16 protein-coding genes and 1 pseudogene are annotated in these 21775 nt (G+C 58.4%); 8 read left to right on the top strand and 9 right to left on the bottom strand.

Features of this window, described 5'->3' with window-relative positions; genetic code table 11:
* Nucleotides 1–45 precede the first annotated feature (45 nt).
* The 3 genes from ACEN83_RS15445 to ACEN83_RS15435 are packed head-to-tail and all read right to left on the bottom strand — an operon-like array spanning nucleotide 46 to nucleotide 4183.
* Nucleotides 46–1656, bottom strand: a complete 1611-nt coding sequence (locus ACEN83_RS15445; protein ID WP_495577604.1) for an FAD-dependent oxidoreductase — start codon at nucleotides 1654–1656, stop codon at nucleotides 46–48.
* A 17-nt stretch (nucleotides 1657–1673) separates the two neighbouring features.
* Nucleotides 1674–3461: a thiamine pyrophosphate-binding protein gene (locus ACEN83_RS15440; RefSeq protein WP_495577603.1), complete on the bottom strand. Its 1788-nt coding sequence runs from the start codon at nucleotides 3459–3461 to the stop codon at nucleotides 1674–1676.
* Complete coding sequence (locus tag ACEN83_RS15435; protein WP_495577602.1) at nucleotides 3458–4183, bottom strand: ThuA domain-containing protein; 726 nt, start codon at nucleotides 4181–4183, stop codon at nucleotides 3458–3460. Before ACEN83_RS15435 ends, ACEN83_RS15440 begins: the two co-directional genes overlap by 4 nt.
* Before the next feature lie 396 nt (nucleotides 4184–4579).
* On the opposite strand from ACEN83_RS15435, the gene hisD reads away from it, so the two are divergent.
* The 3 genes and pseudogenes from hisD to ACEN83_RS15420 all read left to right on the top strand — a co-directional run bounded on the left by hisD (nucleotide 4580) and on the right by ACEN83_RS15420 (nucleotide 8237).
* Nucleotides 4580–5863: a histidinol dehydrogenase gene (gene hisD / locus ACEN83_RS15430; protein WP_102699585.1), complete on the top strand. Its 1284-nt coding sequence runs from the start codon at nucleotides 4580–4582 to the stop codon at nucleotides 5861–5863.
* 259 nt (nucleotides 5864–6122) lie between these two features.
* A pseudogene (locus ACEN83_RS15425) lies at nucleotides 6123–7379 on the top strand (methyl-accepting chemotaxis protein); the annotation flags it as partial.
* Between the two features lie 42 nt (nucleotides 7380–7421).
* On the top strand, nucleotides 7422–8237 hold the full coding sequence (locus ACEN83_RS15420) for a methyl-accepting chemotaxis protein (RefSeq protein WP_495580878.1): 816 nt from the start codon (nucleotides 7422–7424) through the stop codon (nucleotides 8235–8237).
* Between the two features lie 59 nt (nucleotides 8238–8296).
* Here the strand turns inward: ACEN83_RS15420 and ACEN83_RS15415 are convergent, their stop codons facing one another.
* From ACEN83_RS15415 to ACEN83_RS15395, 5 genes are all read right to left on the bottom strand, one after another.
* The gene (locus ACEN83_RS15415) at nucleotides 8297–9892 is read right to left on the bottom strand and encodes a GMC family oxidoreductase (RefSeq protein WP_495577601.1); all 1596 of its coding nucleotides are present in this window, start codon (nucleotides 9890–9892) and stop codon (nucleotides 8297–8299) included.
* 127 nt (nucleotides 9893–10019) lie between these two features.
* Nucleotides 10020–11099, bottom strand: a complete 1080-nt coding sequence (locus ACEN83_RS15410) for an ABC transporter ATP-binding protein (protein ID WP_116579478.1) — start codon at nucleotides 11097–11099, stop codon at nucleotides 10020–10022.
* A gap of 5 nt (nucleotides 11100–11104) precedes the next feature.
* Nucleotides 11105–11896, bottom strand: a complete 792-nt coding sequence (locus ACEN83_RS15405) for an ABC transporter permease (protein WP_116579479.1) — start codon at nucleotides 11894–11896, stop codon at nucleotides 11105–11107.
* 28 nt (nucleotides 11897–11924) lie between these two features.
* Nucleotides 11925–12860 carry an ABC transporter permease gene (locus tag ACEN83_RS15400; RefSeq protein ID WP_218473861.1) on the bottom strand — a complete coding sequence of 312 codons (936 nt, stop codon included), beginning with the start codon at nucleotides 12858–12860 and terminating at the stop codon, nucleotides 11925–11927.
* 117 nt (nucleotides 12861–12977) lie between these two features.
* Entirely contained in the window at nucleotides 12978–14138 is a 1161-nt protein-coding gene (locus tag ACEN83_RS15395) for an ABC transporter substrate-binding protein (protein ID WP_495577600.1), read from the bottom strand.
* A gap of 529 nt (nucleotides 14139–14667) precedes the next feature.
* Here ACEN83_RS15395 and ACEN83_RS15390 point away from each other — a divergent pair.
* Complete coding sequence (locus tag ACEN83_RS15390; protein WP_495580830.1) at nucleotides 14668–15840, top strand: thiamine pyrophosphate-dependent enzyme; 1173 nt, start codon at nucleotides 14668–14670, stop codon at nucleotides 15838–15840.
* Nucleotides 15841–15936: 96 nt separating this feature from the next.
* On the opposite strand, the gene ACEN83_RS15385 is transcribed toward ACEN83_RS15390, so the two are convergent.
* Nucleotides 15937–16803: a helix-turn-helix transcriptional regulator gene (locus ACEN83_RS15385; RefSeq protein ID WP_007974782.1), complete on the bottom strand. Its 867-nt coding sequence runs from the start codon at nucleotides 16801–16803 to the stop codon at nucleotides 15937–15939.
* A 543-nt stretch (nucleotides 16804–17346) separates the two neighbouring features.
* Here ACEN83_RS15385 and ACEN83_RS15380 point away from each other — a divergent pair.
* The 4 genes from ACEN83_RS15380 (at nucleotide 17347) to ACEN83_RS15365 (ending at nucleotide 21636) form a co-directional block, all read left to right on the top strand.
* The gene (locus ACEN83_RS15380) at nucleotides 17347–18516 is read left to right on the top strand and encodes a Gfo/Idh/MocA family protein (RefSeq protein WP_495580829.1); all 1170 of its coding nucleotides are present in this window, start codon (nucleotides 17347–17349) and stop codon (nucleotides 18514–18516) included.
* 60 nt (nucleotides 18517–18576) lie between these two features.
* A complete protein-coding gene (locus ACEN83_RS15375) occupies nucleotides 18577–19617 on the top strand; it encodes a glycoside hydrolase family 3 N-terminal domain-containing protein (RefSeq protein ID WP_007974778.1) in 1041 nt (346 codons plus the stop codon).
* Nucleotides 19614–20630 carry a glycoside hydrolase family 3 N-terminal domain-containing protein gene (locus tag ACEN83_RS15370; RefSeq protein WP_495580828.1) on the top strand — a complete coding sequence of 339 codons (1017 nt, stop codon included), beginning with the start codon at nucleotides 19614–19616 and terminating at the stop codon, nucleotides 20628–20630. Before ACEN83_RS15375 ends, ACEN83_RS15370 begins: the two co-directional genes overlap by 4 nt.
* Before the next feature lie 121 nt (nucleotides 20631–20751).
* Nucleotides 20752–21636 (top strand): sugar phosphate isomerase/epimerase family protein, encoded by an 885-nt coding sequence (locus ACEN83_RS15365; protein ID WP_007974774.1) that lies wholly within the window; start codon nucleotides 20752–20754, stop codon nucleotides 21634–21636.
* Nucleotides 21637–21775 lie beyond the last annotated feature (139 nt).

Genomic DNA, 21775 nt, shown 5'->3' with positions numbered 1-21775 from the left:
CGGTGACCCAGTGCGACCGCAGCCTTTGGCTTCATGTCATGCCATTCATTGCGCCAGTTGCTTGAAGTTCGCCGCGACCCGCAGGGCGTTGGCGGCGATGGTGAGTGCCGGATTGACCGCGGCCGATGACGGGAAGAAAGAACTGTCGACCACCCAGACATTGTCCAGGTCATGCATCTTGCAATTGAGGTCCAGCACGCTCGACACCGGGTCCTTGCCCATGACCGCCGTACCGCATTGATGCGAGTTGGTGGCAATGCCCATGCGTGCTTTCAGGATCAGCGGGTAGCCTGCCGCCCGCATGACCTGGCTGGTCCTGGTCACCAGGCCTTCATGGGCTTTCAGGTTATTGGGTTTCCAATGGACCTTGATCGCACCGCGTTGCGCGTCATACGTGACCCGGTTTTCCCGGGTTGGCAGGTCCTCCGATGTCAGGTACAGGTCGACGCTGTGATCGGTGATGTAGCGCGAGGCGAACTTCGGCAGCCACGGACGCATGGAGGTGATCATGGGTTCACGGATTTTTCCCAGCATCTGCACGTTACCCAAGGGAAACGAGTTGTTCGCACCGGCGCTGTACCAGTCGTTGATGGCCAGGGTCTTCTGGAAGACCACCTTGTTTTTGCGTCGAGGGTCGATCGCCAGCATGAACGTGCTGTTGTGCACCATGTAGTTGCGACCCACTTGCCCTGAACTGTTGCCCAGGCCTTCGGGGTGCTGTTCGTTTGCCGACTTGAGCAACAGCGCGGCGCTGTTTACCGCCCCGCAGGCCAGCACGAAGCGCTTGGCACGCAGCGTCACTGCGCGACCATCGATCAGGCCGTGGGCTTGAGTGACTGTTCGCCCGTCTGCTGCAGTTTTCAGTTGCTGGATCGTGGTGCGTGTCAACAGCCTGACGGTTGCACTGCGCAAGGCCGGCCTTAATGCGCAAACCTCGGCGTCAGCCTTGGCGTCCAGCAGGCAAGGGTAACCGTCGCACGTTGAGCACAGTACGCAGCCACCGCCATTGCCATAGTCCACGGCCGCAGGCATCACGAAAGGCTTGAGCCCGGACCGGCGCATGCTCTGCTCCAGGGAAGCCAGGGCAGGGTCATGTTTGAGCGCAGGTTGTGGGTAGGGGCCTGAGCGCCAGGGCTCGCTGGGATCGACGCCTGCCTGGCCATGTACCCGGTAGAGTTTTTCCGCCTCGGCGTACCAGGGTTCCAGATCCGCATAGCTGATCGGCCAGGCCGGAGAGACGCCTTCGGCGTGCTGGATTTCGGCAAAGTCTTCTTCGCGAAACCGCGGCAGCATCGCGCCATAGAATTTGGTGTTTCCGCCGACGTAATAAAATACGCCGGGCGAAAAGGGTTGGTTTGACTCGTCCAGCCATTGCTCGGCATTGCGATAACGGCCTTGCCCGAAGACCGATTCGGTGCTCCAGTTCTGTATTTCTCGTGGCAGAAAATCACCGCGCTCGACGATCACGACGTCCAGCCCGCTATCTCGCAGCGCATGGGCAAAGGTCGAACCACCCATGCCCGAGCCGATAATCACCACATCACAATTGATATTGCCATCAGCATCAGGTGTCACCACGTCGAGGGCGCGCGGTTCGCGCGACGCCCCCGATTGTGGATTCAGCTCTGCATGATGCGAAATCAATGCATCACTCATTTGAGCCGCTCCAGTTCTTATAGGTGTTGTTCGGAGTTCCGGATTTCCCAGTACTCGTCCTGACGTTCGTCAGTGATGTACTCGGGAATCGGGAAGTCCCACCAACCCGGTACCCAAGGGCCAGCAGCGTCGCGGTCAGTCGGGATTTCGATCAACACCGGCGCGTTCAAGTCCAGGGCTTCCTGCAGGATCGGCTCGAGGTCTTCCGGGCGCTCCACACGATAGGACTTCAGGCCAAAGGCTTCGCCCACCGCTTTGAAGTCCGGGCTATAGGCCGTGCCGTCCGGATGGTTGAACTCGGTGCCGATATGGCGGCTGGTTTGCTTGCGCTGGCCACCGCGAATCGACATGTACCCGGCGTTGTTCTGGATCATGAACACGACCGGAATATTGTTGGTCACGCAGATCGCAATTTCCTGCGACGTCATCAGGAAGTCACCGTCGCCCAGAATGCAGACCACCGGCTGGTTCGGCGCAGCCAGTTTGGCACCGATGGCGGCAGGCACGGCCCAACCCATGGAGGAGAACCCGCCGGAGGTCAGGTGAGTGCGAGGGGTGTAGACCGGGAAGGTCTGCTTGACCGCGCCCTGGGTGTTGCCGGAGCCGACCACCACGATGGTGTCCCGCGGGAAAATCTTGCGCAGCGCGCCCAATGGACGTTGCGAGGTGAACGGGAAGCGGTCGGAGTCACGACGACCGGCGAGCTTGGTTTCCCATTCGTCCTGATAGCCGCGCAGATCGCTGAGGTACGCTTCGCGATCGACTGTCTGGCCTTTCAGACCTTCAACGATATGGGCCAGCGCGTGCTTGGCGTCGGCACAGATTCCGACCGTAACGGGGTAGTTCTTGCCGATTTCGTGCGGGTCGATGTCGATGTGGATCAACTTCGACGGCGGAATGGCGAAGGTCACGCCCTTGGCATAGCTGGACGACGACCAGTCGGTGAAACGGCAACCGACGGCGATGATCACATCGGCCGTCGAGGCTACTTTGTTGCCGCACATCGTGCCGGTCTGGCCGACGCTGCCGGCGAACAAGGGGTGGTCTTCCGGGAAGCCGCTTTTGCCGTTCCAGGTGGTGACCACCGGAATTTGCCAGGCCTCGGCCAAGGCAAGCACTTCAGCGCTGGCTTCGCCCGTGATGACACCGCCACCGATGACCAGCACCGGGCGCTTGCAGGATTGCAATTCTTCAACGGCGCGAGCAGTGGCCGCCGGATCCGGGAAGCATTTGCCGATCGGCGTACGCTCTTCCAGGGCGTGGAGGGTCACTTCGGCGGCCTCGGCCTGGACGTCCATCGGGATTTCCAGATGGACCGGACCTGGGCGACCGGTGACCATCGAGCTCCAGGCCCGATGCATCATGAACGGCAACTCTTCAACGCGCGTCGCGACCCAGTGCCGCTTGGTCACGGCCTCGGCGATTTTAGGGAAGTCATTGTCGGTGTAGCGTTCCAGTTCCTGCAGCAGACCGTGGCCACGCATGTGTGTGGGTGGCCCGCCAGTGATCAGCATCAGGCTGGTGGAGTCGGTGAACGCGGTGGCCATGCCGATCACGGTGTTGGCGGCCCCGGCGCCGATGGAGGTTACCGCAGCCATCGGCTTTCCGGCCACGCGGTAGTAACCATCTGCCAGATGCACGGCGCTCTGTTCGTGGAAGACCTGGATGAACTTGAGTTTCGAGTCTTCTTCGAGGAAGGCGTCGGTAAGTGTCCAGATGCCGTGGCCGGGAATACCGGCGACATACTCGACGCCGTAGTTTTTCAGGGTTTGTGCCACGATCTGGCTGCCGGTCAATTTGCTCATGACAGGACTCCTTGGGTTGATGAAAGCGGGGTGGATGCAGTGTTTTTGCCTTGACTTTCAGCACGCCCGCGCGTTGCCCAGTTCAGGCCCTGCTTGGTCAGGCGGCGGATATTCGGGTCGGCGAGGTTGCTGGTGTCGTGTCCGATCGAGTGATAGAACACGCGTCCCTGACCCCACTGGCGAACCCAGGCGACCGGGCTGCGATGGCCCTTGATCCACGGGAACGGGTTGCCGTCGAAGGTGGTTTCGGCGAGCACGTGGATGTTCGGGTCGACCTGCATGTAGTACTGCTCGGAACGCACCTCGAAATCCTCGACGCCTTGAGTGACTTCGTGGGTGTGGTCGATGACGTTGACCTGGTACGGATGGGGAAAGCCTTCGCCCATCGGATGCTCGAGAAAGGAACCGCCCAATACCCAGTGGTACTTGAGGCTTGCGCGAAAGGCCGCGCCCGCACCGTGCCAACCCACCAGGCCGGTGCCGCTTTCGATCGCTTCGAGCAGGCGATTTTCCTGCGAGGTGGTCAGCGTTTCAGTGGTGACCGCGTTGTTCCAGCCGATCACGATCAGGTCATAACCGGTCAAATCCCTGTCCAATGTGAAGATGTCTGTCGACTCTTCGACGTCGAAATCCAGCTCCTGGAAAACGGTCCGGGCCCACCCGGCGATTTCATAGGGGAAATGGCCGGGCCAGCCACCGTATAGATACAAGACTCGACTCACGGTTGGTCACCTCTTAGGTTGGGTGTGATTATTAGGTTATACGTATAACCGCTTATTTAAGCTATCACTCAAAACCGTGCTGTCAATGCCTTGATCGGATTTTTAATGAAATGACCCAGTAGAATAGGAGTGGCGTCGAGATGGCGTGCATTGCTACAGGCTGCGGATCAGTTTTGTTCACGTCGTTTTTGAGAATAAAAGGTTATACGAATAAGTGTGATTGCCCGTGGCAGAGGGGCGGGGCTGTCAGGAGTGCTTCAACTTTGCGTCTGTGCTGCGTCAGATCGCGTCAGCAATAAGGCGGCTGCGAAATTGCCCGGAGCAGGGGGGTGAGAAAAGATGTTTGCCAATGCTGAGTGCATGTTGCGTGCATCAAGAACCACCTGGAGCATATTGATGATTCGTTATCTGAAAAAAAGTAAGCCCGTCGAAGCCCAAGCCGAAATCGCTTTGCAAGTGCGCGATACGGTCGAGCAGATCATTGCCAATGTCGCCAAGAACGGCGATGCAGCCGTTCGGGAGTATTCGAAGAAATTTGATAAGTGGGAGCCTGCGACCTTTCGCCTGACCGACGAAGAAATTGCCGCGTGCGTTGCCAGTCTTTCGGAACAGGAAATCGGCGACATCAAGTTTGCGCAGGCACAGGTCCGTCGGTTTGCCGAGGTACAGAAAGCCTCGATGCACGATGTCGAAGTCGAAACCCTCCCGGGTGTGATCCTTGGGCATCGCAACATTCCGGTGAACTCGGTGGGCTGCTACATTCCCGGAGGCAAATATCCGTTGCTGGCATCGGCACACATGAGTGTCCTGACGGCTAAAGTCGCTGGCGTGAAGCGTGTGGTTGCAGCCGCGCCGCCATTTGACGGCAAGCCTCATCCGGCCATCGTGACGGCCATGTACCTCGCCGGCGCCGATGAAATCTATTGTGTCGGCGGCGTTCAGGCCATTGCTGCCCTGGCGTTGGGGACCGATGACTTCAAGCCGGTTGATATGATCGTCGGGCCTGGCAACGCATTTGTCGCTGAAGCCAAGCGCCAGCTGTTCGGCAAAATCGGCATCGACTTGATTGCCGGCCCGACCGAAACACTGGTGATAGCCGATGACAGTTCCGACGTAGAAATCATTGCCGCAGACTTGCTGGGCCAGGCCGAACACGGCGTCAACTCGCCAGCGGTGTTTTTGACCAACAGCGCCGAACTGGCAGAAACCCTGCCGGCGGAAATCGAGCGCCAGCTGGCCATTCTGTCGACCGCACCCGTCGCCTCCGTCGCCTGGCGTGACTATGGCGAGATCATCCTGTGCGACACCGTGGATGAACTGGTCCAGGAAGCCGACCGCATTGCCTCCGAACACGTCCAGGTCATGACCCGAGACCCGTTGTACTTCCTGGAGCATATGACCAACTACGGCGCGCTGTTCCTCGGGCAGCGGACCAATGTCTCCTACGGCGACAAGGTGATCGGCACCAACCACACATTGCCGACCACCGGGACTGCGCGTTACACCGGCGGCCTGTGGGTTGGCAAGTTCATCAAGACCTGCACCTATCAGCGTGTCCTGACTGATGAAGCCTCTGTGCTGGTCGGCGAGTACTGCTCCCGCCTGTGCGGCATGGAAGGTTTTGCCGGGCACAAGGAACAGGCGGATATCCGCATTCGCCGTTACAAGCAGGCTGTCTGATTTCTCCCGTTTATAGAGCGCAACGTTTGTCGGCGTGACAGCGCTCTTTTTAGAACATCGAACCGGCGGATCTCACCAGGCCGCCTGGTTAGTTGCAGCACTTGGCAAGCGGGTAGCGGGAGAAAGGGTCGTTTCTCGGTACTGCTGGTCACTCTTACCGCTTTTCCAAGTGTTTTCAGGCTCCCCGATTGGGGGGCTTTTTTTTTAGTTGCCACAAAAAAACTTGTTGTTCCAGGCTGTATTTTAGTGAGGCGATGCGATGGGAACCTTGTCGATCAAAACAAAAATAACGCTGGCCGCCGGGAGTTGCCTGTTTGTCATGGTGCTCTGCCTGGTGGGCTTTTCAATTCAGCAGATGACCGACACGTCGACGGTGGTCAGGGAATCCGGCACGAACTCGTTGTCGCTGGCATCCATGCAGTACCTTGAGGCGACCGGGCACCTGCAGGCCAATGGGATTGAGCAGCGGTTCTTCAGCAGCATGATGTTTGCCCGCTCCCTGGCCACCCAGGTCGTCATGATGCGCCGGCAGGCCCGACAAAATGGATGGGCTGCCGGGCAACTGCGGGGTGATCTGTATCGACTGATTCGGGCACAGGTGGCAACCACACCGGAGATACTCGGCGTAGGCCTCTCATTTGAGCCCAATGCGCTCGATGGCGCCGACTCGATCAGCATCAAGGCAGCCGAGTTCACCGGCAATGCCAAGGGTCGTTTTGCGGTGTATGTCTCCTCCATGCAGAACTTCGTCCTTGAAGAAAAGGAAATGCAGGATGACGGTGATCCGGGAAAGGCCTGGTGGAACTGCCCGAAGAAAACCCGCAAGTCCTGTTTGATCGAGCCCTATTCCTTCCTGTTGAATGGCGCGCCGACACTGACCTCCAGCATTGCGATACCTCTGATGGACGGTGGAAAGTTCATCGGCGTGGTCAGTATCGACCTGGCGTTGAGTAGCCTGCAAAACATCGCGCAGAAAGCCAGTGCTTCACTGTTCGAGGGGCAAGGAAAACTCACCTTCGTCAGTGCCGCCGGCGTCATCATGGGGCGAAGTGGCGACCTCGCATCGTTGGGTAAGTCCATCAAGGACATCTATCCGAGTCAGGCCACCGAGATGCTCGAAGGGGCGAAAACTGGCGAAACCCTCGCCATAGACGAACCTGGCAACCCGAGCATCATGCTCGTTGTTCCGTTTTCCCCTATACCGAATTCCAACCACTGGATGACAGTTATTGAAGTGCCGCGTGCCACGTTGATGGCCTCCGTGGCGACGTTGCAGCAGGTTCTGGATCAATCAAATCAGCAGTCGGTAACCGTGCAGGTGATCGCAGGGATTGGCGTCACTCTGGTCGGTACGTTGCTGATGGGCTTACTGGCGGCGAGTATCACCCGACCTATTCGACGCGTATCCGAAATGCTGGAAAACATCGCCAATGGCGAGGGCGATCTGACCCGGCGACTCAGCGTTGAGCGACGGGATGAAATGGGCGTGCTGGCGGGTTGGTTCAATCGATTCCTCGATAAACTGCAGCCGATTATCGCGCAGGTCAGTCAGAGCGTAATGGACACCCGGTCCACGGCTGACCAGGCGTCTTCGATTGCAATGCGCACCAGCTGCGGCATGCAACAACAGCTGCGAGAGGTCGAGCAAGTGGCGAGCGCCGCTCACGAGATGAGTGCGACCTCGCAGGAAGTGGCCCGACATGCATCCATGGCGGCGACTGCCGCGTGCGATGGCGATGGCGCTGCCCGCTCCTGCAAAGGCACCATCGAGACTGCTGCACAGTCCATCCACTCGCTTGCGACACATATGAGCGGCGCAATGGTGGCGGTCCGCGAACTTGGCGACAGCAGTGAGAAAGTCGGTAGCGTCCTCGATGTAATCCGCACGATTGCCCAGCAAACCAATTTGCTGGCGTTGAATGCGGCGATTGAAGCAGCCAGAGCAGGGGAAACGGGAAGGGGGTTTGCGGTAGTCGCTGATGAGGTTCGTCATCTGGCCCAGCGTACCCAAGACTCCGTGAGTGAGATTCAGGGTGTCATCGAAAGTTTGCAGAGCGGCACACGCGACGTGGTCAACGCCATGCAGAGCCAGCACCGCCAGGCCGACACCAGTGCAGCGCAAGCGCTTGAGGCTGTACACGCACTGACCCATGTCAGTCGCTGCATCGAGACTATCAGCGATATGAGCCTGCAAATCGCCAGTGCTGCCGAAGAGCAAAGTGCGGTATCCGAAGAGGTGACCCGTAACATTTCGGCCATCAGGGATGTAACGGGCACCTTGGTGGAACACGCGGATCGATCGGCGCGTATCAGCCAGTCCCTGAACGATTTTGCCAACCAGCAGCAAGTGTTGATGAACAACTTCCGGGTCTGACCCACGGGCAAGAGGGTGGGCGCGATGGCGTCGAAGGTGCCGCCATCGCGCACAGGCTCCTACAGAGACTGATCAGCACGCTGAATGTGATCGGCCGCTTTTTCGCCGATCATGATTGCCAGTGCATTGGTGTTGCTGGAACACAAGCTCGGCGCGATGGAGTTGTCGGCGATCCGCAGACCATCGATCCCGTGTACACGCAGATCGTTGCTCACCACCGCCATGGCGTCCGTTCCCATCCTGCAGGTGCCTACCGGATGCAGTGCTGCGTGGGCGTGTCGGCGCACGAATCGCCGATAGTCATCACCTGTGCGTAACGGTTCTGCGGGCACATGCTCGCGCTGAATGTGGCCGGCCAATGCGGCCTGGGACATGATGTGCCGACCAAACTCGGTGGCCTGGGCCATGCACTCCACGTCGAGCGGGTCGGTCAGGTAGTTGGGCTCGATGCGGGGCAAGTCCATGGGATCTGCGCTGTGCAGTTGCAGGAATCCGCTTGAACGGGGGCGGGTCTGACACACATTCAAGGTGCAACCGTTGCCACCAGGGACGGAACCTACACCGTCCTCGACCCCGGCCCCGGCCATGAAACAGTACTGGACGTCCGCACGGTTTTCGGCCAGGGAAGTACGCCAGAACGCGCCACCTTCGACCACGTTGGAGGTTACCGGGCCTTGCCGAAACAATGCGTACTGCAAGCCGGCGGCGATCTTCCAGTGCGGTTTTTTGTACTTGTCGTAGCTCAATGGGCGACGCAATTCATTGATCAGCGACACTTCGATGTGGTCCTGCAGATTCTGCCCGACCCCTGGCAGGTCATGGACTACCTTTACGCCTTTGTCGTGCAGGTGACTGGCCGGCCCGATACCCGACAGCATCAACAACTTTGGCGTGTTGATTGCCCCGGCACTGACAATCACTTCACGATCGGCCCTCAAGACATGGCGACGGTTTTTCTCAAGGTACTCAACGCCCGTGGCGCGACCGTTCTCGACCAGGATTCGCAAGACCCGGCAGTGGGTTCTCACCGTCAGATTGGGGCGCCGTCGTGCCGGCTTCAAATAGGCGACCGAGGTGCTCGATCGCAAGCCGTTGCGGGCATTGATTTGATACAACCCGCAACCGTCCTGCACACCGGAGTTGAAATCGGCATTGTAGGCCAACCCTGCCTGCTGGCAGGCCTGTAGCCAGAATTTGGTCAAAGGATGGGTAAATCGTTGATCGCAGACACCGAGCGGGCCATCGGTGCCATGGGCGTCGTTGCTGAAGCGGTCGTTGCTTTCGCATTTCTTGAAAAACGGCAGTACGTCCTTGTAGGCCCAACCCCGGGCACCGCCATCGGCCCAACTGTCGTAGTCGGCAGGTTGTCCGCGCAAGTACACCATGGCGTTGACTGAACTCCCGCCGCCGAGTACCCGGGCCTGCACCATGGTCGGATTCGGCGCGCCGATATAACCGGCCGGGGGCTCCCAGGGGTAGCGTTCAACCAGGTTGCCCTGGCTGGTTTTATAGAATCCCACCGGGAGATGGATAAACGGGTGAGTGTCCCTCGGCCCTTCCTCCAGCAGCACGACTGACGCTTGGGGATCTTCGCTCAGGCGCGCAGCAATGACGCATCCGGCTGATCCACCTCCGACCACGATATATTGGACCATTGTTGTTCACCGTGCAGGTCAAAAAAAACGCCGGATCAAGCTCTTGGTGAAGAGCTGATCCAGCGTTGAGGCTACTGGCAGACCCCGCGCGAAATACCGCAGGGATCGTCGTTCAACCGAAATCAGTTCAGGCAGGTATCACCACGAAACTGTCCGGTTTGCAGGTCAGGGCGACATCCGCCCCGGGCGGCAGCGTGAGACTGCCGGGGGTGGGCAACTGCTGGCATTTGAGGTCAATGGTTCCGTCGGCTACAGCGACGCGGTAAATGACCCGGTTGCCGATGAACGACGTGTCTTTGACTTTCCCGGCAAAAGCCCCATTGGCCAGCGGGTTGCCCAGGGCAGGCTCAAGACCGATGGTTTCTGGACGGATCGAGACATTGACCGGCCCGGCACTCAGGCTGTTCTTGGCCGTGTGTGCGTAGCGTCCGAACGGTAGCTCGACATAACCACTGCTGGTATCACCCAGACCATAGGTGCCGTTGACGATATTGGTGTCGCCGAAAAATTTCGCGGCGAACAACGTGCGCGGCGACCAGTACATCTCTTGTGGTCCACCGATCTGCTCGATGCCACCCTTGTTCAGCAGCACCACCCGGTCGGAGAGGATCATCGCTTCGTCCTGGTCATGGGTGACGTAAACGAAAGTGGTCGAGGTCTCTTCGTGGATCCGTTTGATCTCGTTGAGCATGTGATGGCGAATCTTCAGGTCCAGTGCCGCCAGCGGTTCGTCGAGCAACAGCACGGCGGGGCGGTTGACCAGGGCTCGAGCCAGGGCGACGCGTTGTGCCTGGCCGCCACTGAGCTCGGAGATCCAGCGATTCTTGAAACTTTCCAGTTGCACCAGCTCCAGTGCCTTGGTCACTTCGCGCTTGATTTCGTCCCGCGGCTTCTTTTTCAGGCGCAACCCGAAAGCCACGTTGTCGAAAACATCGAGATGCGGGAACAGGGCGTACTTCTGAAACACCATGTTGACGGGGCGATGTTCCGGCGCCAGAGCCGTGGAGTCCTTGCCGTCGATCACGACTTTGCCGGTGGTCGGCTCTTCGAAGCCCGCGATGATGCGCATCAGTGTGGTTTTGCCACAGCCACTGGGGCCAAGCAAAGTCAGGATTTCGTTGCGCTTTACGGTCAGGTCGACTTTGCCCAGGGCAGTCAGATTGCCGTAGCTCTTGGATATTCCGGTCAGTTCGATACTGTTGGTCATGGCGATTACTCTGCAGTTTCTGCACGTTCAAGTTCGAGGCGACGACGGCGCAGGGTCATGACCAGGCCGGCAATGACAATGATGGCAATGGTCACGACCAGCATGAACACCGAGGCGGCATTGATGGTTGGGCTGACGGCGCGGCGCATCATCGAAAGAATCATGAGTGGCAACGTGGTGTCGCTGCCGGTGACGAACACGGTGATCAGGAATTCGTCCAGGGAGAGGGCGATCGCCAGGATCGCGGCACCTGCAATCGTTGGACCGATGATGGGCAGCGTCACCAGCCAGAACGCCTTGAGCGGCGACGCGCCCAAGTCACGTGCCGCTTCTTCGAACGAGAGATCGAAGTACTCAAGACGTGAACGTACGGACTCGACGAAGAACGGAAAGGTGAACAACGTATGGCCGATGATCACCGTCAACAGTGAGCGTGGCAGGCCAATCAACGAGAAGAAAATCACCAGTGCAATTCCCAGGAATAGCCCGGGCAAGGCGATGGGGGCGAAGTTCATGAAGGCAAAGACGGATTTGAACCGGCCCTTCATGCGCATCAGCGCCAGGGCCGAGAATGTTCCCAGCAAGGTGGTCAGAATGGCCGAGCCCGCGGCGACGATTGCGCTGTTGGTCAAAGCCGTCATGAAGTCTGGACTGCTGAACAGCGCCTCGTACCATTGGGTCGAGAAGCCCTCGAACGGGAATGACAGCGAGGCCGACGAATGAAAGCTGAACAGCGCGATGATCGCGATGGGCGCATAAAGAAACAGCATGTAGACGTAAGTGAAGAGCCTGATCATGGCGAGTTACCTTTTTTATGGGCGGTCATCAGTCGTGGTAACGCTTGCCGGGTGCCAGGTTTGCAGCCCGCAACACTCCCAGCAACAGCGCATAGACCAGCATGAAAACCAGCAGCAGCAAGTACGCCATCGCAGCCCCCAGTGGCCAGTTACCAACCGAGCGAAACTGATTGGCGATCACCAGGCCTGTGGTCATGGCGTCTCGGCCGCCCAAGAGCTGGGGCGTGACGTAGTCGCTGGCGGCAAGGACGAAGGTGAACATGAACGAGCTGACGATGCTCTTGTGGGCCATCGGCACGATCACCCGCCACAGGATGGTGGCGCCGCCGGCACCCAGATCCGCAGCGGCTTCCAGATAGTCCCTCTTGATATCGCGCAAGCCTGACACCAGTAGCAGCAGGGTGAAGGGCAGCATGATGTGCACCAGGGTCAACACCACTGCGAACTTGCTGAAGACCAGCCATTCCAGCGGCTGATCGATCAGCCCCATGTGCATCAGGGTGGAATTGATCACACCGTTGGTGCCCAGGATCGAGCGCCAGGCGTAGACCCGCACCAGGTAGCTGGAGAACCAGGAGACCAGGGCCAGGTACAGCACGGCATTGGAGCGCGTCCGGTAAACAATGTAGTAGGCGACCGGGGCGCTGATGACGGTCGACAGCACAGCGGTCCAGAAGCCATTCTGCAAGGCGATCCATAACGAGTCGTAGAACCCGGTGGCACTCAATGCCTTGGCGTAGTTGGCCAGGGTTGCCGCAGGTTCCATGCTGAAGGTCTTGGCGGTCCAGAAACTCGCAACCAGGAGCAGCAGCGACGGAATGAGGAAGAACACCACCAGGAAGAACAGCGGAGGCGATGCCAGCAAATACCCGCTGAGGGTTTTCTTGTCGATTTTCACGTGTTTGCCAGCCTTTGAATCCCTGTCATCGAGGAGGATGGGCTCGCTGTTGTTGACTACGTTCATGATTATTGTGCCTTTGCTTTTTGTTTCGATAACGAGCAGAGGAGTGAGTGCCCGCAAGCACCCGCTCTCTCGTACACACTCAAGCCGTTCTTTCACCTCACCGGATAGCCGAGGCGGTTAGAACGAGCCTTTGAAGTTCGCCCACTGATCGATCCACTCAGCATAGGTCACGTACTTGTCGGAGCTCAGGGGCGGCTGGCCGTAGAGCTTCGACTTCTCGAAAAAGCTGTCCAGGTTCGCGTAGTCGAAGGTGTTTCTCAGCTCTTCGGGGAGGAGCGGCACTGCCTTGCTGTTGACCACGCCAGAGAACATCGTGGTTGCCATTTTCGCCTGGGTATCGGCCTCGAGCGTCTTGTTGATGAACTCCAGCGCGAGCGGTACGTCCTTGGCGGTCTTGGGTATGAACAGGGCATCACACCAGAGGGCAGCACCTTCCTTGGGCACTGATAGTTCTGTGACTACGCCGCGCTTCTTGGTCTCGCTTGGGGTGTTGGCCGACGCCGAAAATACCGCGTCGACTTCGCCCGAGACCAACAACGAAACCGCATCGCCCGAGGAGGCAGCAAAGACTCGGCATTGATCACGATACGGTTTGAGTTTTTCGAAGGCGTCGTCGAATTCGGCGCGGGTCAGGTTAGGGAACTTGTCCCCGTAACCGGCAATGATCGCGATGAGTGACCAGTTGGAAGTGCCGTCATCGACAAAGGTCAGCCGGCCCTTCAATTTCGGGTCGAGCAGGTCTTTGTACTCGGTGGGTTTCTTCATGTTCTTAGGGTTGTAGACGATGGTGTTCATGCCCCACAACAGCGGGATGCCCCATTGTTTGCCATCCCAGTACCAGCGGCTGCCTTTATAGAAAAGCGGGACGGTATTTTCGGCGGAGTAGTTGGGGACCTTCGAGGTATCGATCGCCTTGAGCAGGCCCATTTCCTGATAGATGGTCTCGTAGCCCAGCGCGTACATGGTCAGGTCAAGCTGGACGGGGTCGGAGCCGGCCAGCCGCGCGGTGATGTCGTCCTGGTTGCTGGCATAGCTGGAACGTACGGTGATGCCACGCTGTTTGCGCCAGTCGGCGAGTTCCGCATCACCGGTTTCACCTTCCCACCCAAGAATCTCCAAATGGCCAGAGGATGCGGCAAATGCACTGGGTACGAACGAACTGATGTACAGCCCCGCGGCAGATGCAGCAGCCCCCAGCATGAAGGTGCGCCGGTTCAGGCTGATCGAATCCAGGTTGATGCCGGTTGATCCATAACCCGTCTCTCTTTCTTTTTTCATTTTGAGTTCCTGCCTAGGGTGGTTGTTTGCTAACAATTGGCGACCTGCATGGGCGTGGGCGCGGCGGGTTTAGCCGGACACATCCCTATGCATGCGGTCATGTAAATCGGCAGAGTTATGGCCAGCATTGTTTCCATGCAGCTGGGGAGGTTTTAGCGCTGTGCCGCCTGTTAAACAGAGCATTGCGCAGTTGGCCTCCACTGGTCCGATCGACTCTTCCTTGACTGGTTGCGCGCCACTTTCCTCGGATTTCAAGGTGAAGCCTTCACGTGGCGCGCCCAGCGCTTGATAGGCTCGGCTTGTTGTTTTCATGGATCGAGTATTGGCCTGGCGGGCAGGGCACTCAATTTCGCAGCCCCTTTAAAAGCGACGCACTCTGACGCATCAAAGTGACCTAATCGGCGCAGCAGGCTCCTGTTAACGATAGTCCCGCCATAGCGGGGGATGGGCGGCATTCACCTGCGTCAATGTGCGTCTCTTTTGCGGGGGGTGCGAAATTGAGCCGTGTTTGTTCCAGGCGAATACTCCGATGAAGGTCTTGAGACGACGCAAGGTGCATCCGCCCTTGCGCCAGCGTCTATTCGATGGGAGTTTTTCTGTGAAGCTCACGGGTGGTCAGATTGTTGCGAAAGCGCTGAAAGCGAACGGTGTCGACTATGTTGCCGGCATGCCAGGTGACGGTTCGTGGGCCCTGGTGGAAACACTGCTGAACACTGGCTCGGCCATCCCGTTCATTCATGTCATACAGGAGCAAAGTGCAGTCCATCTTGCCGACGGCTACTTTCGTGCCTGTGGTCGTCCGATGGCTGTTCTCCTGCCAGCTCCGTTGGGCCTTTCGAAAGCCCTGGGCGGGATCGCGGTCGCTTTGGCGGATTGCTCGGCCATCCTGGTGATCAGTGGGGGGAACCCCGATCGGGGCGATGACCGGCCTGAATTCGCCGCCACTGGCATCACGAAAGAGCATGTGCGGGTTTCGACGATTGAACAATTGCCTCAGACCCTGCGTCAGGCCTTCGACACGATGTTCAGTGGTCGCATCGGCCCTGTAAGCCTGGACATCCCGGCGGCTGTTCAGAGCGCCTCGGTTGACGCCAGTTTGTCACCTGCCACCTTGCGAGCGAACAGCGCCAGCGACATCCCGCCCCTAATGGTTCACCGACCTATGGCGGAGTTGAGATCGGGTCTGGAAGAGGATGCGATTCTGATGGTCGGGACGCAGAGTCTCCAGGACATAGTCGGTGAGATGTTCCCGGATTATCAGCACCGAGGTCATTTTTGCACCGCTGGCGTCGGTGCGGTGGGTTGGGCAGTTCCGGCAGCCATTGGCGCGAAGCTCGCCATGCCGGCACGTCAAGTGGTGTGTGCCGTAAGTGACGGGGATTTTTTGCAGTCAATGCAGGAGATGGCGGTGTGCGTGATGCACAGTCTTCCCGTGGTGTTCCTGGTGTTCAACAACAGCGGGCCTGAGTCGTTGAGCGATGTGCAGGTTTCGCTTGCGGGGCAACATCGGGCCGGGGAATTCAATTTGCCGGATGGCAAGCCTTACTCGCCTGACTTCGCGGGCATCGCCAGAAACTTTGGTCTTGAAGCGTGGAGAGTCGAGCATGCTTCGCAACTCAATCCAGCCTTCATCAAGGCACTGAACAGCAAGGGGCCTTCGTTGGTGGAAATTATTACTGCGCGCAGTTCGCGTGAAACCTGATTAAACCTTCATGGGTGTAGTCACGCCATCCTGCGCCGCTGTCGACGCCCCGCCGAACATCGACGGGCACATCGACGGGCCCGCCCTTCAACCGTCTTAATCCTGACCGCCCCAGACGATAGTGGCGTTATCGCCCGTCATGTATTCGCGCACCTCCAGCGGTAACGACTGATCGCTGGGAAGCACTGCAGTTGCATTGCGCAGGTGATGTTTACGGATCTTGCCTTTGTCCACCAGCCCCAAGGCCATTCGGGTAGAGAAGGGCTGGCGGAAAGAAGACGACGCCACCCCGGTGACCAATCCGTAGAGAAAGCGGATCGGCCGGCGATGCTGCGGCGTGAGAATCGAAAAGGTCATTTCGTTACGTTGCTTGCCCTCGAAGTCGACCATGAACAGGCGATCACCCAGCAGCAGGCAGAAACCGTGATAAGTGAACGAGTAGCCGATCTTTCCGCTGCCATCGAGCAAGGGGAAGCGTTCTACGGTGACGTACTGGACCATCGAGTCGGCCCGGTACAGGCAGGTGACCGAACGCAGGATGCGGCCTTTATAGATGGACGAGTTGTGGTACCGGTAATAGACGCCCAGATAGTCTTCAAGCAGATCCGCCGACTGCTTCGCCAGGGGCAGGAAATGATTGAATTGCGCCGAGGCGCGCAAGTCTGTCGGTAGTTCGTTTTCGTAGCCCTCATAAAATTTCTTGAACTCGGCGGGCGGGCGGAAAAGGTCTTCGGCCTCCATCATGAAATACCGGCCAATCTTCTGCAGGATTTTCTGTGAGGGTACGTGCTGGCCCACCAGGTACTTGTTGAACTGCTGGCGATTGACATCAACTTTGCGGCACATGTCTGCAACCGAACGGCAAGACTCGACCAGCGTACTCAGGTTCTTTTGCACGTTGGCTTGCAAGTCGCTGCGAACCTGTTGTCGCTCAGGGTGCGAGGTGGCAGAACTTAACGACATGGGGGGCGAATCTCCTCGGCTGGGCATTTTTTATCTCGATGTAGGCCTGGGGTTAAGAGCAGCAGGTTATATAGGTTATAAATCAGTTATTGAAATAATCGGCCGTATAACTTCGTGCCAGCTTAAATACTTGAATTATCAGCGATTTAATTAAGCATGTTCCATGCCCGCTCAGGGTATTTAAGTTCAACCCGTCAATATCAGTCAATGCGTCAGATTGTAAGCGCTTGGCGGCGTGTCCCTGTACTGGCCGGCCGGAAAAGCCGGACCTCTGGGTGCCAGGATGATGTCTCAGAACCACCATTGGGTACGCGCAAGCCCGATAAGTAACACTTCACCCGGCCCTCGGTAACAGATATTGGCCGTCGGCTTTGAAAGGGCACTCAAGATGACAAACAAAACCCCGGCTTGCCTGTGCAATGGCGAGTGCTTCAGTCCGCGTCATGTATCGATAGTGTGCGAAATGGTGCAAAGAAAGTTCGCCATCGATACTTCACTCCGCGCATTCGCAAAGTCAGTGTCAATTATTGGAGTCTTTAAGCGATGGCAAGGTTAACCGGCGACATTCCAGGGCAAAGGCGATTCAAGGTGGGCATGGTTGGCGGCGGGCAGGGCGCTTACTTCGCCAGCTATCACCGGGCGGCCATGCGTCTTTGCAATCGCTTCGAGATCGTTGCCGGTGCCTTCTCCTCGGATGCCGACAAATGCCGGGAGGCGGGCGAGGCACTTGGCCTCCAGCCGGAGCGGACGTACCTGTCATTCGAGGACATGGCCGCTGCCGAGTCACGTCGACCCGATCCCATAGAGGCGGTCGTCATCGTCACGCCCAACCACCTGCACTTTGAACCTTGCCGGTTGTTTTTGCGGGCGGGTATCCCGGTCATTTGCGACAAACCGTTGGTCAACAGCATCCAGCAAGCCATTGAATTGGCGAGTATTGCCGATCAGCACGATACGTTTTTCGCGCTGACCTATACCTATCAAGGCTATCCCATGGTCAGGGATGCCCGCAGCCGTATACAGGCCGGGGAGCTCGGCGACATTCGCTTCATGTATGTCGAGTATCTGCTGGAGTGGTTGGCGCCGGGTGTCTCGACGTTGAGCAAAAGCCTTGCCTGGCGCGGTGATCCAGAGAAGGCCGGCCCGACCGGTGTCGTCGGGGATATCGGTACACATGCCTTCAACATGCTTGAGTTTCTGTGCGGGCGTCGCTGCACAAGCCTGAATGCCAAGTTGACCACGGTCGTACCCGGCTGGGGACTGGACGATACCTGTGTGGTGCAGCTGGAGTATGAAGGCGGCGTGGACGGTTTGCTGTGGGCCAGTTTCGCGGCACCCGGCCACCGTAATGGTCTGCGCTTCAAGATCATCGGCAGCAAGGCGTCGATCGAATGGTGCCAGGAGACTCCGGAATCACTCCGGTTTGCGCCAATTGACGGCGCAGAGCGAATCCACCGCCGAGGCCAGAGCGACAATGCCGCCCAGACGCTGAACTTCAGCAGTTTGCCCGCCGGCAATACCGAGGGTTACCTGGAAGCACTTGCCGTTCTCTACGCCGACTTCGCCGAGGCACTCGATGCCGGCGCAGGTTGGCGCACCGCGACCAGCATCCCGCTACCCGACATCCATGAAGGCGTACGCGGCGTCGGCCTGTCACTGGCGTGCGTCGAGTCCAGCCGACGGCGCGCCTGGGTGCCTTTTCCACACAACTGACACCTGCACACTTTCTGAAAACAAGCGCTCCGCTCAACACCACGGAACCGAGGAAAATCGATGTCTGACGAACTCTATAGAGCTGCATATTCGGTACTGCTTCCCGCGTTCGGGGATTTGCACCTGGACGACAACGTCCGTCGTTACCTGAGCCGAGGTGGTGTTTCGCTTTTGTTGGGGGAGACACGGGAGGAGTACGTGGGCAGAGCCATGAGCGAGGTGCGAAAGAGTGCGGAAACCCCCGCAGACTTCGTCAACATCGCGCGGCAAGCGGCGTCATTGGCTGGCGCGCCGGTACTGATTGCGGTGGACCAGGAACTCGGCGGCATCGAACGCCTTCATCAATTGGTTCCTGCCATTGCGTCGAGAGAGCAGCTCAAGACGCTGAGCTCGCAGGATATCGAACAGCGATGCTTCGAGATGGCCCAGGCGGCACGAAGCCTGGGGGTCAACCTGTTTCTGGCACCGATTGTCGACGTGGTGACCGGCGCCAATCCATGGCTGCTCAATCGACACCTGGGCGCCGACCCGGTCGAGGTCAGCCGGGTTTCCTGTGCCTTTATCCGCGGGGTTCAACGGGCCGGCGTGATTGCGACGGCCAAACATTTTCCTGGCCATTACGTCACTGAAGAGGACCCGGCGATTGCCCAAGCCACGGTTCCCGGGCCACTGGAGTTGCTGCATGACAACCTTGAGGTCTTCAAGGAAGTCATTGCCACCGGTGTCAAAGCGGTGATGCCGGGCCCCGCGGTGTTTCCGGCGCTCGACCCGGAACATTCGGCCTCCACCTCGTCAACAGTCATCGGTATTTTGCGTGACACTCTTGGTTTCGATGGCTTGATCATTTCCGATGACCTCGATGCGGTGTCCATCCTCCGGGGACATTCGATTACCGACACAGCTGTTGCGTCACTGTCGGCAGGCGCGCATCTCTTGCTGGTGTCGAGTGAATCCGGCCTTGATGCCATCGCCGACGCGATCGTTGCGGCCGTCCATGAGGGTGTACTCGACCGCCGGGCGCTATTGGCAGCCGCGGTCAAGGTTCGGGCGTTGGCCAATGCAACCACCGACCAGAACGCTTCGAGCCAGGACAAGTCATGAGTGCAAATGAAAGCAAGGCATTGAGCGTGCTGTTTCCAGTGTTGCTTGATCTGGACATGAGTGACGACGTACGCAGGTTTCTTGACGGCGGCGGTCGCAGCCTGCTCTTTGGCGAGACGGCGCAGGAGTACGGCAGCGGGAAAATGAGTGCCAGCCGCCTGCAATCGGAAACCCTGGAACAATGGCAACGCTTCACCGCAGCCGCCAGGCAAATGGGCGGGCCATTGATTCTGGCGGCGGATGCCGACATCTCCGCCGTTCACCGTTTACAAGGCGTGGCGCCGGCACTTCCTGAACCGCATCTGGCCAGGAGCATGGTGCTCGCAGACCTAGAGCAAGCGTGTTTTCAGGTGGCAACGGCCGTGCGAGATGCCGGGGTGAACCTGCTGTTATCGCCGACTGCCGATGTCTTGGGCGGCACCAATGCCTGGTTGCAGGGGCGCACGCTGTCCGATGATGCAGACCAGGCTGCCAACATGGTCGAGGCGTATGTCCGGGGTGTGCGACGGGCCGGGGTAGGGAGTACCTTGAAGCACTTTCCGGGGCATCCGGTCTTGTTGCACCCTCCGGCGACGGAGGTGGCGGTCGTGACTGAGTCCTTGGATCAACTCCGTGCGTACTGGTCACCGTTCCAGGCCGGCGTGGATGCCGGCGCGGACGCGGTCATGATGGGGCCGGCGATTTTTGCTGCCTGCGAGCCTGCGATGGCCGCATCCATTTCCCCCCAACTGATCGGGTTGCTGCGACGTGAGCTGGGGTTCAAGGGACTGGTCATGACTATTGACCTGGACCACCGCTCCATCATCGGCTCGTTATCGCTCGGCGACGTGGCGGTTGCGGCGCTGAATGCAGGGGCCGATCTGCTGCTGATATCGGCAAAGGCGATGCCCGAGGTTGCGCAGATTGCTCGTGCGATTGTCGCAGCCGTCGCGTGTGGGGCCTTGCCTCAGGAGCGACTGGACACCGCTGCCTTGGCGGTATCGGCCTTGGCCAACCGGCTTTCAAACACTTGAGTGGTCGACAATCGGAACCTGACGCATTGACTGCGTCAGTTTGCGCCGCATTTAGCGTGGCTGCGAAATCTCTACCTGAATCCGATCGCTCTACAATGAATGACAACGGTAGGAGCGTCATATGCAAACCCAAAACAATATCCTGGCCCTGCATTCCACAGTTGCAAAGCACTCGACCCTGGCGATGGATATCGACATCGCAAAGACCGTGGGTTTCGATGCGCTGGAGATCAACAGCGCAAAACTGGAAGCCTGGCTGCAGGCCGGTTACACCGAAGCGGAACTGAAAAGCCTGCTCAAGGACGTGCCTGTCACAGGCATTGGTTACCTGAGGGATATCGAGCGCCAGGGAGCCGAACGCGATGACTTGCTGAAAGAGGCTGAGCGACTTTTCCAATTGGCCAACCTGGCAGGTGCAAAAGGTGTGCAGGTGCTCACCGGGCCAATCAATGTTCAGGCCGTGATCGATTTTCAGCATCATGGCAAGAGCACGTATTACTCCGGTTTGCTGGGTTTTGATGAAGCGACTCAGTATGACTTGACCGCCAGGAACCTCGCCTTGCTGGCTGACCTGGCAAAGCAGTATGACGTGCTTCTTTATCTTGAAGCGCTGTCCTGGACCCCCTTGAACAGCCTGGACCATCAACTTCAGCTGATTGATCGCACCGAGCGGGATAACGTCAAGATGGTCATCGACTACTGGCATTGCTTTACCTCCGGCGTGAAGCCGCAAGACATTGCCAGGATGAACAAAGACGTGATCTATGGCGTGCATGTTTGTGATTCGCTGCCGTTCGAAGGTGGCATTGCGAACGAAGCAATCCTCAGGGATGTGCCGACGGGAAGCGGAGTCTTGAACCTTGCCGAGTGGACGGCCGCAGTGAAGGCAACCGGGTACCAGGGCTGGTGGAGTTGCGAATTGTTTTGCAAGAAGCAGCAACAACAGAACAGCTACGAAGTCGCCAAAGAGTTGAAGTCACTATTGACCCGGCTTGTGGGTCGATAAACAACTTTTTCGACAAGATCCAAAAATACTTTTTCAAGTTTGATTTCGGTCTGCTCGTCATTGAGCAGGGGCAAGTCAACGCTTGCCAGTCTCTATTGGTTGCCACCGCTCCCGGCAGCCTTGTTCTCAATACTAAAAA

Source organism: Pseudomonas sp. Pseusp49 (assembly GCF_059491875.1).
This window is presented reverse-complemented; position numbering and strand designations above follow the sequence as displayed.

What these genes read in the sequence shown, in the direction of transcription:
- ACEN83_RS15445 (WP_495577604.1), bottom strand. Translation starts at nt 1,656, where the DNA reads ATGAGTGATGCATTGATTTCGCATCATGCAGAGCTGAATCCACAATCG.
- ACEN83_RS15440 (WP_495577603.1), bottom strand. Translation starts at nt 3,461, where the DNA reads ATGAGCAAATTGACCGGCAGCCAGATCGTGGCACAAACCCTGAAAAAC.
- hisD (WP_102699585.1), top strand. Translation starts at nt 4,580, where the DNA reads ATGATTCGTTATCTGAAAAAAAGTAAGCCCGTCGAAGCCCAAGCCGAA.
- ACEN83_RS15420 (WP_495580878.1), top strand. Translation starts at nt 7,422, where the DNA reads ATGGACACCCGGTCCACGGCTGACCAGGCGTCTTCGATTGCAATGCGC.
- ACEN83_RS15415 (WP_495577601.1), bottom strand. Translation starts at nt 9,892, where the DNA reads ATGGTCCAATATATCGTGGTCGGAGGTGGATCAGCCGGATGCGTCATT.
- ACEN83_RS15410 (WP_116579478.1), bottom strand. Translation starts at nt 11,099, where the DNA reads ATGACCAACAGTATCGAACTGACCGGAATATCCAAGAGCTACGGCAAT.
- ACEN83_RS15405 (WP_116579479.1), bottom strand. Translation starts at nt 11,896, where the DNA reads ATGATCAGGCTCTTCACTTACGTCTACATGCTGTTTCTTTATGCGCCC.
- ACEN83_RS15400 (WP_218473861.1), bottom strand. Translation starts at nt 12,860, where the DNA reads ATGAACGTAGTCAACAACAGCGAGCCCATCCTCCTCGATGACAGGGAT.
- ACEN83_RS15395 (WP_495577600.1), bottom strand. Translation starts at nt 14,138, where the DNA reads ATGAAAAAAGAAAGAGAGACGGGTTATGGATCAACCGGCATCAACCTG.
- ACEN83_RS15390 (WP_495580830.1), top strand. Translation starts at nt 14,668, where the DNA reads ATGAAGGTCTTGAGACGACGCAAGGTGCATCCGCCCTTGCGCCAGCGT.
- ACEN83_RS15385 (WP_007974782.1), bottom strand. Translation starts at nt 16,803, where the DNA reads ATGTCGTTAAGTTCTGCCACCTCGCACCCTGAGCGACAACAGGTTCGC.
- ACEN83_RS15380 (WP_495580829.1), top strand. Translation starts at nt 17,347, where the DNA reads ATGGCAAGGTTAACCGGCGACATTCCAGGGCAAAGGCGATTCAAGGTG.
- ACEN83_RS15375 (WP_007974778.1), top strand. Translation starts at nt 18,577, where the DNA reads ATGTCTGACGAACTCTATAGAGCTGCATATTCGGTACTGCTTCCCGCG.
- ACEN83_RS15370 (WP_495580828.1), top strand. Translation starts at nt 19,614, where the DNA reads ATGAGTGCAAATGAAAGCAAGGCATTGAGCGTGCTGTTTCCAGTGTTG.
- ACEN83_RS15365 (WP_007974774.1), top strand. Translation starts at nt 20,752, where the DNA reads ATGCAAACCCAAAACAATATCCTGGCCCTGCATTCCACAGTTGCAAAG.